Genomic DNA, 12,943 nt, shown 5'->3' with positions numbered 1-12,943 from the left:
CCGCTGACACGCCCCCACCACCTCACCCAACTCCACATCACCCACCCCCGACAACGACACGCCAGACGGGAAACCAGACCCGGTCACAGTCGCCGTCGCAGCGGTGGTGAGGCGCTCCAGCGCGTCGGCCAGGTCGGCGCCCGGTGTCACCCCGGCCACCGTCGGATACCGCCGACCCCGCCCGTCAGCGACCATCACCACCGGCACACCCTCATCAGGCACCACCAGCCACGACCCACCATCAACCGCGGAGACCAGGTCCCGCCACACCCCCGGATCAACCCCATCACCCACGTCGTCGACCTCGTGGTCGGGCAGGCCCACCGCGGCATCATCATCCGGGCACCAGGCCGCGTCCCGCGCAGCCAAATAGTCAGGAACAGCCGGGACAACCTCCGGACCAGGCAGACACCCACCCGGCCCGTCGTCTTGATCATCCCAACTGTCGAACATGCCCACACGCTACCAGACACATGTTCGAATCACTACCGTCAAGCTGCAACCACGCCATCACAAAACGATCACAAACCCAACGCCACCAGCACAACGAACCACACACTCGGGGATCCCGAACACACGCATCTCGGCTTGACCACGATTCTCGAGCGGGACTACGACGAGGCGATCAGCCTCTAGGTCGACGTGCTCGGCTTCGAGCTGATCGAAGACAGGTCGCTGGGTGGGCGGAAGCGGTGGGTTGTCGTCGCGCCCGGGGGATCAAGCGCCGTCTTGCTGGCCCGAGCGAGTGACGACGAGCAGCGCGCCCGCGTGGGAGATCAGGCCGGAGGCCGAGTGGCGATGCTTCTGTACACCGCAGACTTCGACACGGGATATGCGCGGCGGGCTTGGTCTTCGGCCGATGATGGGTTGATTTCGGGCGTCATAGCGCCCGAAATCAACCCACCATCAACCTGCTGTCAGCCCGAGATCAACCCGCCACAGCGTTCTACTCCGGCAAGCCGTTGCGAGCGATCACGTCGCGGTACCAGTACGCGGAGTCCTTCCACGTGCGCTGCAGGGTGTCGTAGTCGACCCGGATGAGCCCGAAACGACGGTCGTACCCGAACGACCACTCGAAGTTGTCGAGCAACGACCACGCGAAATAGCCGCGGACGTCCACGCCGGCCTCGATGGCCGCCCGCACGGCAGCGATGTGATCGTGCAGGTAGTCGATGCGCTGCTGGTCATGAATCGCGCCGTCTGGCGACACGACATCGTCGAAGGCCGCACCGTTCTCAGTGATCATCAACGGCTGGTCGGGGTAGGTCCGGTGCAGCCCGATCAGCAGTTCCGTCATGCCGCTCGGGTCGATGTTCCAGCCCATTGCCGTATACGGCCCCTCGGGCCGGACGAACTCGACGTCGTCCGCGCCCACCCACGGCGAACCGGCTCCGTCGCCGTGCCCGTCGGCCTGCGAACGCTGTCCGCTGCCGCTCCATCGGCGCGCCAGCCCGGAGGAATAGTAGTTGACGCCGAGGATCTCCATCGGGATCTTCGCGATCGCGGTGTCGCCGTCGGCGACGAACGACCAATCGGTGACGTGGGCGGTGTCGGCGAGCAGGTCGTCGGGGTAGGCGCCGTCGAGCATCGGCCCGAGAAAGGCCCGGTTTGCCAGCGCATCGGTCTTGCGCACGGCGTCGAGATCGGCTTCGTTGGAGGGATCGACAGGCCGTGTGACGTGCAGGTTCAGCGTCACCGACACGCGCGCGTCGGGCAGTACCGAGCGGATGGCCCGGCCGCCCAGCCCGTGCGCCAGATTCAGGTGGTGGACCGCTGCCAGCGCGGCGGCAGGTTCGGTCCGTCCCGGCGCGTGCACGCCGGAGGCGTAGCCCAGATACGCGGTGCACCACGGCTCGTTCAGTGTCGTCCACGTGTGCACGCGATCGCCGAATTCGCGCGCCATGTGCTCGGCGTACTCGGCGAAGCGGTAGGCGGTGTCGCGCGCCGGCCAGCCGCCCGAGTCCTCGAGGTCTTGCGGCAGATCCCAGTGGTAGAGCGTGACGACCGGGTCCACGCCGCGCTCGAGGAGCCCGTCGATCAGCCTGGAGTAGAAGTCGAGGCCTTCCTGGTTCAACGGCCCCCGCCCGGAGGGCTGGACGCGCGGCCAGGCGATCGAGAACCGGTACGCCGACAACCCGAGGTCGGCGATGTGCCCGAGGTCTTCACGCCACCGCCGGTAGTGGTCGTCGGCGACGTCGCCGGTGTCGCCGTTGAGGGTGCGACCGGGCGTGTGGGAGAAGGTGTCCCAGATCGATGGCCCGCGGCCGCCTTCCTTGGCCGACCCCTCGATCTGGTACGCGGCTGTGGCCGATCCCCACACGAACCCCTTGGGGAAGGTGCCTGCGTTGCCGGTGCTCAAAATGGACTCCTCGATCGCTGGGGCGGCTCAGGCAAAGTATGCCGGGTTTCAGCATGCCTGACGGTACCGGTGCCTGCGCTGCCCAGGCGCCTCGATCTATCCTGCGAACATGGGCGACGTCATCGGGTCACGTCCGCAATGGATGCGTGGATCGGCCGGCGACGTGCTACTCGCGGTCGTCGTCGGGGTGGTCGTCATCGCCACGACCGTGGTGCAGTGGCATCCCGAGGTCGCATGGCGATCAGTGCCGGTATGGGGCTGGGTGCTCATGCTGACCGGTTCGGCCGCGCTGGCGCTACGGCGGCGGTTTCCCGTGCCGGTCGCCGTGGTCGCGCTGGTCACCACATCGTTGTACTACCCGTTCATGACCGCCGACGGCGCCCTCCTGTTGGTCCTGATCGTCGCCTTGTACACACTCGCGGCCGAGGGCCGGCTCGCCGTAGCGGTGGTGATCAGTGCCCTGGCCGTGATCGGCTCGGCCTACGGCGAATACGGCAGCGGAGAATCGCCGATCGGCGACGCGGCGTTGTTTCTGCTGGTGGGTTGGCTCGTGGCGGCGGTCGCGAGCGGGGCGGTGAGCCACAACCGACAGGCTTACCTCCGGGAGGAGCTGCGCCGGCATGCCACCGAAGAGCGGCTGCGCATCGCGCGCGAGCTGCACGACGCCCTCGGGCACAACATTTCGTTGATCAACGTCCAGGCCGGCGCTGCGCTGCACCGGCTGAACCGCGATCCTGAGGTGGCCGAAGGAGCACTGAGCGCCATCAAGGAGTCCAGCCGCGAGGCACTGCAAGAGCTGCGCAACACGCTCGGGGTCCTGCGCCAGGTCGACGAGGAAGCGCCGACCCTGCCTCCGCCCAGCCTGAACCGCCTGACGGAATTGACGCGCCGGTCCGAGGCCGCCGGGCTGACCGTCGACGTCCACACCTCCGGCGATCGCGGCCACCTCGCGCCGTCGGTGGACGTGGCCGCGTACCGGATCGTGCAGGAGGCGCTCACCAACGTGACTCGCCACGCCGGAGCCAGCAAGGTCGTCGTGCGGGTGGGCTACGGCCGAGACGACGTGACGGTGGAGATCGAGGACGACGGGCGCGGCGGACCGGCGCCGGCCGGCAACGGCATCCGTGGGATGGTGGAGCGCGCGCGGGTCGTCGGCGGTGACCTCGAGGTCGGTGAACGTCCCGGCGGCGGGCTGCGCGTCAGCGCCCGGCTACCCCGCGAGGAGACACGATGATCCGCGTCGTCTTGGCCGACGACCAGCGGCTGGTCCGCGCCGGGTTCCGCTCCATCCTCGACGGCGAGGACGACATCGAGGTCGTCGGGGAGGCCGCCGACGGGGTCGAGGCGCTCAGGCTCGTCGCAGAGCTTCGCCCGGACGTCGTCCTGATGGACATCAGGATGCCGGAGACCGACGGCCTGGAGGCCACCCGGCAACTGGTGAGCGATCGCGGGCTCGACGGGGTGCGGGTGGTGATCCTCACGACGTTCGACCTGGACGAGTACGTGTACGGAGCGCTGCAGGCCGGCGCGAGCGGGTTCCTGGTCAAGGACACCGAACCGACGGAACTCATCCACGCCGTGCGGGTGGTGGCCAGGGGCGACGCGCTGATCTCGCCGTCGATCACCCGGCGGTTGATCGCCGAGATCGCGGGACGCAAACGGGCCACATCGTCGCATCGGCGGCTGGACGCACTGACCGAACGGGAGCGAGAAGTCCTGGTGCTGGTCGCCAACGGGTTGTCCAACGACGAGATCGCCGAGCGGCTCGTGCTGAGCCCGGCGACGTCGAAGACGCATGTCAGCCGCATCATGACGAAGCTCGACGTGCGCGACCGCGCGCAGCTGGTCGTCCTGGCCTACGAGTCCGGTCTGGTCACGCCCGGCTGGGCGAACTGACCCGGGTCGACGGGCAGCTGCAACCCCGGGTGTCAGGGATGTCCCCGACGACCGCAACTGGGGGAGTACGCCAAGTGTCCGCTCCAGCCTGACGCGCGACGACACCCGCAACGCCGATCCTGAACACCGACGACAACTCGACGTGTTCAGGAGGTTGACCATCATGGCATCCACAGCGCCTGTGAGCGCTAGTCGGCTGGAACGGCTGGCCGGCTGGTCGCAGCGGCATCACTGGTTGGCGATCGGGCTGTGGATCGTCACGCTGATCAGCATCACCGCGGTGTCACAGGCCGTCGGAGACGACTACCACGACGAGCATTCGCTGCCCGGCACCCAATCGCAACAGTTGACCGACACGCTGGAGCAAGCCGCCCCGCAGCAGGCCGGCGACACCATCCAGGTCGTCATGCACGACGAAGACGGGCTGGCCGCCGGCGGGAATCGAGACCGCATCGAGGCCATGCTCGCCGACCTGGCGGGCCTGCCGCCGGTGAACGCTGTGACGTCGCCGTTCGAAGCCGAAGGCGCGATCTCACCGGACGGAACGATCGGCTACGCGACGCTCGCGTTGAACGGCGCCAGCACCGACGTGCCGCGCGAAGACGTCCAGGACCTCATCGAGACCGCCCAGGCGGTTTCGGGCGACGGGCTGGAGGTGGAGCTCGGCGGCGACGCGGTGCGTGGCGCGGAGGAGTCCGAAGGCGGCGCCGCCGAGGGCGCCGGGATGCTGGCCGCGCTGGTGATCCTGGTGTTCATGTTCGGCTCGTTGCTGGCGGCGAGCCTTCCGCTGATCACGGCGTTGTTCGCGGTGGGCAGCACTCTGGGCGTGATCGTCCTGGTGTCGAACGCGGTGACCGTGGCCACCTACACGCCGCCGCTGATGATGCTCGTCGGCATCGGTGTGGGCATCGACTATGCGTTGCTGATCTTCGCCCGGTACCGCGGCGAGCTGCTCGCCGGTGCGGACCGGCAGCAGGCGGCCCGCAAGGCCCTGGACACCGCCGGGCGCTCGGTGATCTTCGCCGGCGTGACGGTCATCATCGCGCTGCTCGGCCTGTTCGCGCTCGGGCTCGGCTCGCTGCAGGGGGTCGCGCTCGCGGTCGCGTTGACCGTGCTGGTCACGATGGTCGCGTCGCTGACGCTGCTGCCGTCGTTGCTGACCGTGTTCGGCCGGCGGATCGAGCGGCGCGTGGTCAAGCACGCCGAACGGTCGAAGCGTGAGCCGGGGCAGCGCTGGCGGCGGTTGTCCGACGTGGTCGGACGGCGCCCGCTGGCTCCGTTGACCGTCGCGATCGCCCTGTTGCTTGCCCTGGCCGCTCCGGCGCTGAACATGCGGCTGGGGTTCGCCGACGCCGGCAACGAGGCCGAGTCGGCCACCAGCCGGCGAGCCTACGACCTGCTGGCCGAGGGCTTCGGACCCGGCTTCAACGGCCCGCTGATCGTGCTGGCCGAAGCCGGCGACACCACCGAAGTCGACAGTGCCGCAGCCGAGCTCCATGACGCGCTGCAGGCGACTCCCGGGGTGGCCGACACCACGCCGCCGCAATCGATCCCGGATTCCGATCTGGCCATCGTCATGGCGTTCCCCGAGACGGCGCCGCAGGACGCCGCGACCAGCGACCTGGTCGAGCAGCTGCGCGGCGAGGTGCTCCCGCAGTTGTCCGACCAGACCGGCGCGACCTACCTCGTGGGCGGCTCCACTGCGGCAGCCGAGGACTTCGCCGACGCGGTGAGCGACCGGCTGCCGGTCTTTCTCGTCGTGGTCGTGGGGCTGTCGTCGCTGCTGCTGATGGCCGTGTTCCGCTCGGTGTGGATACCGCTCAAGGCCGCCGTGCTGAACCTGCTGAGCATCGGTGCGTCGCTGGGCGTCGTGACTCTGGTGTTCGGCGAGGGACTGTTCGGCGTGCCAGCGGGCCCGGTGGAGGCGTTCGTCCCGGTGATGATCTTCGCGATCGTGTTCGGGCTGTCGATGGACTACGAGGTCTTCCTGGTGTCGCGGATGCACGAGGAGTGGCGCCGCTCCGGCAACGCCGTACGCGCGGTCCGCGAGGGCCTGGCGACCACCGGCGGGGTGATCACGGCGGCGGCAGCCATCATGATCGTGGTGTTCGGTGCGTTCATCCTCAGCCCGGATCGGATGCTGCAGCAGTTCGGCCTGGGCTTGGCCGTCGCGGTCTTCCTCGACGCGGTCGTCATCAGGTGCCTGATCGTGCCGGCCTTCATGCGCCTGCTGGGGGAGCGGGCCTGGTGGTTGCCTCGCTGGCTCGACCGGGTGCTGCCGGTGATCCCGCTGGAGCGGGAGGACCTCGCCACCGCAGCGATCGAGCCCGCGCGCGCCGAGACGGGCCGGCGATGAGCGGCGAGACCCGTCCGGCCACGTCCTGGCGGCTCGTCGCGCTGATCATCGGGTGCGTGCTTCTCGTCAACGTCGGCGGGGCGCTGCTCTTCGACCGCGACGAGGGCCTCGGCGCCGACGAGGCCCTCGTCGCCCTGATCGGGGTCATGCTCGCCGTGGCCGTCGAGTACGGCGTCTTCCGGCGGACTCGATGATCTGGGCGGCTGGGCCAGCGGATCTCGGCTACTCGTTCCACCCGGACGCGCGCGAGCGCGCTCAGACCAGCCCGGCGTCGTGAACCAGTAGCGCCAACTGAACCCGGTTGTTGAGGTCGAGTCGAGCGAGCACCCGCGACACGTGCGCCTTGACGGTGGCCACGCTCATGAACAGTTCGGCACCGATCTCGGCGTTGGACTTGCCCTGCCCGATGGCGACGGCCACCTCGCGCTCCCGGTCGGTCAGCGCGGCCAGCTGTTGTTCGGCCTGCGTGCGTCGGTGGTCGGCGCCATCGGAGACGTGAGCGATCAATTGCCGGGTCACCGACGGCGACAGGATCGGCTCGCCGGCTGCGGCGCGTCGCACGGCGTCGACGATCTCCGCCGGGGGCGTGTCTTTGAGCAGAAACCCGGTGGCGCCTGCACGCAGCGCCCGCAACACGTGGTCGTCGGTGTCGAATGTCGTCAGCACGACCACGTCGGGCGGGTCCGGGCGGCGGCGTAACGCCTCGGTGGCCGCGAGGCCGTCGATCTTGGGCATCCGGATGTCCATCAGGACCACGTCGGGCTTCGCGCTGTCGACCAGCGCGGGAACGTCGGCGCCGTCGGCGGCTTCGCCGACGATCGAGATGTCGGGAGCTCCCGCGAGCATCATCGACAACCCGGTGCGGACCAACGCGTCGTCGTCGACGATGAGCACGGCGATAGCGGATCCGCTGTCAGGTGTCGCGCCGGTCATGCCGGCCACGGTAACCAAGCATGCAGGCGGAAGTCGCCGTCGGGTGTCGGGCCGTAGTCCAACCGGCCACCGCTGAGCCCGACCCGCTCGCGCAGGCCCACCAAACCCGTGCCGGCGCCCGGGATCTCGTCGTGGAGCCAGCCCGCGACCGGCGCGCGGTTGATGACGTCGATGTCCAGGCCGTCGCCGGGTCCGCCCTGCATCGTGACCCGAACACCGACACCGTCGGCGTGCTTGCGCACGTTCGTCAGACCCTCTTGGACGACGCGGTAGGCGCAGCGAGCGACCGCCGGCGGGGGCTGGGCGTGGTCTGCGCGCTGATCGACGAGCGTGACGCGCATCCCGGCCTGCTGCGACTCGGAAACCAGTCCGTCGATGTCGTCGAGAGTCGGCTGTGGGCGATCCGGGTCGTCGTCGCTCGGTGCACGCAGCACGCCGATCACCTCACGCAGATCCTGTAGCGCCTGGTGGGCGCTGGCTCGGATCACCGACGCCGCGCGTGCGACGTCCTCGGCCGGCATGTCCGGGCGGTAATCCAGCGCCCCGGCGTGCACGCTGAGCAGCGACAGCCGGTGCGCCAGCACGTCGTGCATCTCGCGCGCGATGCGTTCGCGCTCCAGATGGCGGGCCCGGTCCTCGCGCAACGTGGCCTCGGACTCGGCCTGGCGTGCTCGCTCGCGCAGCGACAACACCAGTTGCCGCCGGGCCCGGACGAACATCCCCCACGACGTCACAGCCGCCACGAGCAGGATCGTGAGCACCGCGGACATCCGCCACGACGTGGTCGGGTCGGGATAGACGACGTAGAACGTCAACCCGCAAGCCGCATGGAATGCGGCGACGGCCGCCGAGATCGCGATGCGGCGATGCACGGCGACGGTGAACACGGCGATCAGCGAGGCGCCGGCGATGGACGACACGACGATCGAGAGCAGAGACGTCGCGATCGCCATCTCGACCGGCCAACGACGTCGCCACCACAGTGCGACCCAGCCCAGCGCGCCGACGATCAAGTCGAGCATGGCCACGACTTCGGGTGGCTCGTTCTGCATCGCGTTGTCGTAGGCGGCCAGCCCGATGCCCACGGCCAGCACGAAGCATCCGACGTCGACGATCCAGTCGCGAGCCGACCGGCGCGAGCGGCCGGATGGCACCGCGGCGTCGTCGTCGCGCAGGATGCCGGGCAGCAGCGCATGCAGTTCGAGACCGCCGGCACCATCGGTACGCTGCGGGGTCGATGTCACGGCTCTTACCGTACGAGCCCAACGGCGTACCTCGGTAGCGACTTCGGTCGAGTGAGGCTTCGACCGAAGTCGCCGCATGGTCGCCTTCCGGCCGATGCCGTGACCATGCGTGCAGCGCGACGATCATCAGCATGATCACAGTCGAACACCTGACCAAACGCTACGGGGCGTTCACCGCGGTGAACGACGTGTCGTTCCAATGCGAGCCCGGTACCGTCACCGGCTTCCTCGGGCCGAACGGCGCAGGCAAGTCCACCACCATGCGGATGATCTGCTCGCTGACTCCGCCGACGTCCGGTACCGCCACCATCGACGGCGTCGCCTACCGAGACCTGGCCAACCCGGGCCGCCACGTCGGGGTGCTGCTCGACGCCTCGGCCCAGCACGCCGGTCGCACCGGCCGGGAGATTCTCGCGGTGTCCGCGATGGCCCTGGGCGTCGATTCGCGCCGGGTCGACGAGCTGCTCGAACTCGTCGGCCTGTCCGGTGCGGCGGCGAAACGTCGCGTCAAGAACTACTCGCTCGGGATGCGCCAGCGCCTTGGGATCGCTCACGCGCTGCTCGGCGATCCCAGCGTGTTGATACTCGACGAGCCGGCCAACGGGCTGGACCCCGAGGGCATCTACTGGATGCGCGGCCTGCTGCGTGACTTCGCCGACCGTGGCGGCACCGTCATGCTCTCGTCGCACCTGTTGCGTGAGGTGGAGGCGGTGGCCGACCACCTCGTGGTCATCGGCCAAGGCCGCATCGCCGCCGACGACGCCAAGGACGCCCTGCTCACCGGCGGCGGCCTCGTCGTCCGGGCGCTCGATCCGCCGGCCCTTGGCGAGGTGCTGACCCGCGCCGGCATCAGCCATCGCGCGGGAGACGACGCCACGTTCGCCGTGGACGCGCCGGCCGAGACGGTCGGCCGGCTGGCCGCGCAGGCCGGTGTCGCGCTCCTCGAACTGCGCCCGGCCGATTCCGGCGGACTCGAAGAACTGTTCCTACGCCTGACGACCGTGGGCGATGCGACGACGGAGGTTGTGTGATGACCGCGACACTATGGCGCCTCAGCGGTGTCGAGACGCGCAAGATGATCGACACGCGAGCGGGGGTGTGGTTACTGGGCCTCATCGCGCTGATCGGCGCGGGCTTGGCGGCGGTGCTGATGGTCGTCGGTGATCCCGGCGAGCAGACCATGTCCGAGTACTTCACCTTCGCCCAGCTCGGCGTGGCGGTGCTCCTGCCGATTCTCGGCATTCTCATCGTGACCAGCGAGTGGTCGCAGCGCACCGCGTTGACGACTTTCGCCCTCCAACCCCGCCGAGGGTGGGTGATCGCGGCCAAGGCGGCGGCGTCGGTCGTCCTCGTGGTGGTGACCACCGCGGCGATGCTGGGCCTGGCGGCGCTGGCGAACCTGATCACTCCGCTGGTCACCGACGCGCCGGGGAGCTTCTCCGTCGAGGCTGGGCTGATCGGTCGGACCATCGTGTTCCAGCTGGCCGGTGTGCTGGTCGGCTTCGCGTTCGGGTTGGCTCTGCTCAGCTCCCCGCTGGCGATCGTGTTGTACTTCGTCCTGCCCACGGTGTGGACCGTTCTGGGGTCGGTCATCTCGGCGTTGGACTCCGTGGCGCCGTGGCTGGACTTCTCCATGACCACGGCCCCGTTGCTCGAGGGCAGCTTGGACGGCGAACAGTGGGCGCAGGTGGGGACCTCGATGGCGGTGTGGTTCGTGCTTCCGCTGGTCCTGGGGGTCATCCGGGTGCTGCGCGCCGAGATCAAATGACCGTCGTCGGCCGCTCGTGGTGGGAGACGGCCTTGGTCTGGGTCGGCTTTCCCGTTCTCGGTGCGTTCGCCGGTCGGCTCGCGCGGCCGGTCGCGGAATGGGCGCTCGGGCTGTCATGGGTGCCCTTCCAGGGCCCGCTCCTCTTGATCGAGTCGCTCCCGGAGCCGCAGGCGACCTACGTCTTGACGGCGGGGTCGTCCTGGGCGTCATGGTGGCGCTGACGGCTGAAGGAGAAGTCTTGCGCGTTGCGGTGGACGACCGGGCGATACGGCTTCGCCTGGACGAGCAGACCCACGAGATCGCCGGACCCGACATCGGCGCGATCTTCCTCGACGGCAAGGACCTCGTCGTGCTGGGAGTCTCGACCGAGGAGCTCGTCCGGCTGCCCAACGACCGCGACCGCACCCGCTTGGCCGAAGCTTTCTCCGCGCATGGGTACCCGTGGCGGCCTGACGGTGACCCGCACAGTGGCGAATACCGGCGCTGGGTCGACGAAACTCCGGACCTTCCCGGCCCGGTCAACGCGGTGTTCAAGGCACGGGAACGAGCACTCGGCAAGGGTGACAGCGACGACGCTGCCGCGCTGCGCGCCGAGCTGGCCAAGCTCGGATTCGTGGTCCGCGACGAGGGGAGCTACCAGTACTGGCGGCGCGTGCCAGGATGGGCGCATGACTGAGCCGACGTCCACACCGTCCCCGGAGCGATCTCCCGACCGCGAAGTCGTCGACCTGTGCCGTGACCTGCTGCGCATCGACACCTCGAACTTCGGCGACGACAGTGGCCCGGGTGAGCGGCCCGCAGCGGAGTACGTCGCCGAGAAGTTGACCGAGGTGGGCCTGGAAACAACCGTGTTCGAATCCGCTCCCGGGCGCACCAGTGTGGTGGCGCGCATGGACGGCGCGGATCCGTCGCGCTCTGATGCGCTGTTGATCCACGGGCACCTCGACGTCGTCCCGGCCGACGCCGCGGAATGGACGCACGATCCGTTCTCCGGAGAGATCGTCGACGGCTGCCTGTGGGGCCGGGGCGCGGTGGACATGAAGGACATGGACGCGATGATCCTGTCCGTCGTCCGCGATCGGCTGCGCACCGGTCGGCGCCCGGCCCGGCCGCTGATCCTGGCCTTCCTCGCTGACGAGGAAGCCGGGGGAGTGCTGGGCGCGCACTGGGCCGTCGACCATCACGCGGAGTTGTTCGAAGGCGCGACGGAGGCGATCAGCGAAGTCGGAGGGTTCAGCCTCACTGTCCGCGACGACCTGCGCCTCTACCTGATCGAGACCGCGCAGAAGGGCATCGACTGGATGCGCCTGACCGTCGACGGTCGGGCCGGGCACGGGTCGATGGTCAGCTCCGGTAACGCCGTGACCGAACTGGCCGAGGCCGTGGCGCGGCTGGGCCGGTACGAATGGCCGGTGCGCGTCAACCCGACCGTGCAGGCCTTTCTCGATGCGGCAGGGGAGGCGTTCGGGGTCACCCTCGATCCCGACGACCCGGAGCAACTGCTCAAGACCCTCGGGTCGGTGGGACGGATCATCGCGGCGACGGTGCGCAACACGACGAACCCGACCATGCTCAAGGCCGGCTACAAGCACAACGTCATTCCCGGCCGGGCCGAGGCGTTCATCGACGGGCGGTTCCTGCCGGGGTACGAGGAGGAGTTCGCGGCCACGCTGGACGAGATTCTCGGTCCCAACGTCAAGCGCGAATCCCTCGTTCACGACATTGCCGTACAAACGGAATTCAGCGGCTCCCTCGTCGACGCGATGACCGCTGCGTTGCTGAGCGAGGATCCGGGGGCGCAGACGGTGCCGTACTGCCTGTCCGGGGGCACCGATGCGAAGTCGTTCAGCACACTGGGCATTCGCAACTTCGGGTTCGCGCCGTTGCGGTTGCCGCCGGAGCTCGACTTCGCCGGCATGTTCCACGGGGTCGACGAGCGGGTCCCGGTCGAAAGTCTGCGCTTCGGAGCGCGCGTGCTCGACACGTTCTTGGATCTTGCCTGACGTCAATCGCCTTGACAGTAAGTCGTGTACGGTATGCCGCGCGGGCACGCTGAAACATGTTTTTCATGGAGAAGCTGAATGAAGTTCTCTGGACAATGGGGGCGCCGAGCGCTGTCCGGAATCGCTGCTGGGGCCACGGGGCTCCTGCTCGCGGGTCTGGGATCAGTGTCGGCCATGGCACAAGACGATGGCGTAGTTCTCGACGTGAACACCGACGCGCAGGTTGTCGGCGCACCCGGTGACGTCGTGGAGATTTCCGGCACGGTGAACCACACCGGGACCGAGGACATGGTCGGTGGCACGGTGGATTTCGAGGTGCCGGAGGGCGCTGAGATCATCGGTGTGGCCGGTCAGGAGCTCGAGGAAGGTACTGAGCGTCCGGCC

Annotated in this window: 14 protein-coding genes; 10 read left to right on the top strand and 4 right to left on the bottom strand. The window is 68.9% G+C overall.

Annotation, left to right across the window (positions count from 1 at the left end; genetic code table 11):
* Both M6444_RS06160 and M6444_RS06155 read right to left on the bottom strand, forming a co-directional pair.
* Positions 1–324: hypothetical protein (locus M6444_RS06160; protein WP_298324280.1), on the bottom strand; the 324-nt coding region annotated here is incomplete at its 3' end.
* Positions 325–946: 622 nt separating this feature from the next.
* Positions 947–2,359 carry a GH1 family beta-glucosidase gene (locus tag M6444_RS06155; protein ID WP_298324238.1) on the bottom strand — a complete coding sequence of 471 codons (1,413 nt, stop codon included), beginning with the start codon at positions 2,357–2,359 and terminating at the stop codon, positions 947–949.
* A 109-nt stretch (positions 2,360–2,468) separates the two neighbouring features.
* Between M6444_RS06155 and M6444_RS06150 the strand changes: the two genes are divergently transcribed.
* From M6444_RS06150 to M6444_RS06135, 4 genes are all read left to right on the top strand, one after another.
* Positions 2,469–3,593, top strand: a complete 1,125-nt coding sequence (locus tag M6444_RS06150; protein ID WP_298324236.1) for a sensor histidine kinase — start codon at positions 2,469–2,471, stop codon at positions 3,591–3,593.
* Positions 3,590–4,255: a response regulator transcription factor gene (locus tag M6444_RS06145; RefSeq protein WP_298324233.1), complete on the top strand. Its 666-nt coding sequence runs from the start codon at positions 3,590–3,592 to the stop codon at positions 4,253–4,255. Before M6444_RS06150 ends, M6444_RS06145 begins: the two co-directional genes overlap by 4 nt.
* Positions 4,256–4,418: 163 nt before the next feature.
* Entirely contained in the window at positions 4,419–6,611 is a 2,193-nt protein-coding gene (locus M6444_RS06140) for an MMPL family transporter (RefSeq protein WP_298324230.1), read from the top strand.
* Positions 6,608–6,805, top strand: a complete 198-nt coding sequence (locus M6444_RS06135) for a hypothetical protein (RefSeq protein WP_298324227.1) — start codon at positions 6,608–6,610, stop codon at positions 6,803–6,805. Before M6444_RS06140 ends, M6444_RS06135 begins: the two co-directional genes overlap by 4 nt.
* Positions 6,806–6,866: 61 nt before the next feature.
* On the opposite strand, the gene M6444_RS06130 is transcribed toward M6444_RS06135, so the two are convergent.
* Together M6444_RS06130 and M6444_RS06125 are read right to left on the bottom strand one after the other, a co-directional pair.
* Positions 6,867–7,544, bottom strand: a complete 678-nt coding sequence (locus M6444_RS06130) for a response regulator transcription factor (RefSeq protein ID WP_298324224.1) — start codon at positions 7,542–7,544, stop codon at positions 6,867–6,869.
* Positions 7,541–8,788 (bottom strand): histidine kinase, encoded by a 1,248-nt coding sequence (locus M6444_RS06125; protein ID WP_298324222.1) that lies wholly within the window; start codon positions 8,786–8,788, stop codon positions 7,541–7,543. Before M6444_RS06125 ends, M6444_RS06130 begins: the two co-directional genes overlap by 4 nt.
* A gap of 131 nt (positions 8,789–8,919) precedes the next feature.
* On the opposite strand from M6444_RS06125, the gene M6444_RS06120 reads away from it, so the two are divergent.
* From M6444_RS06120 to M6444_RS06095, 6 genes are all read left to right on the top strand, one after another.
* Positions 8,920–9,819, top strand: a complete 900-nt coding sequence (locus tag M6444_RS06120; RefSeq protein WP_298324219.1) for an ABC transporter ATP-binding protein — start codon at positions 8,920–8,922, stop codon at positions 9,817–9,819.
* Positions 9,819–10,556, top strand: coding sequence for a hypothetical protein (locus M6444_RS06115; protein ID WP_298324215.1), 738 nt, complete (start codon positions 9,819–9,821; stop codon positions 10,554–10,556). The genes M6444_RS06120 and M6444_RS06115 overlap by 1 nt, the downstream gene beginning before the upstream one ends.
* Complete coding sequence (locus M6444_RS06110; protein ID WP_298324212.1) at positions 10,553–10,777, top strand: hypothetical protein; 225 nt, start codon at positions 10,553–10,555, stop codon at positions 10,775–10,777. The genes M6444_RS06115 and M6444_RS06110 overlap by 4 nt, the downstream gene beginning before the upstream one ends.
* A 17-nt stretch (positions 10,778–10,794) precedes the next feature.
* Positions 10,795–11,232 (top strand): hypothetical protein, encoded by a 438-nt coding sequence (locus tag M6444_RS06105; protein ID WP_298324211.1) that lies wholly within the window; start codon positions 10,795–10,797, stop codon positions 11,230–11,232.
* Positions 11,225–12,559 (top strand): M20/M25/M40 family metallo-hydrolase, encoded by a 1,335-nt coding sequence (locus M6444_RS06100; RefSeq protein WP_298324209.1) that lies wholly within the window; start codon positions 11,225–11,227, stop codon positions 12,557–12,559. The genes M6444_RS06105 and M6444_RS06100 overlap by 8 nt, the downstream gene beginning before the upstream one ends.
* Positions 12,560–12,637: 78 nt before the next feature.
* The coding region (locus M6444_RS06095; protein WP_298324208.1) for a hypothetical protein at positions 12,638–12,943 on the top strand (306 nt) is incomplete at its 3' end.

The organism is Haloactinopolyspora sp. (assembly GCF_027324685.1).
In the GTDB taxonomy this organism is placed as follows: domain Bacteria; phylum Actinomycetota; class Actinomycetes; order Jiangellales; family Jiangellaceae; genus Haloactinopolyspora.
This window is presented reverse-complemented; position numbering and strand designations above follow the sequence as displayed.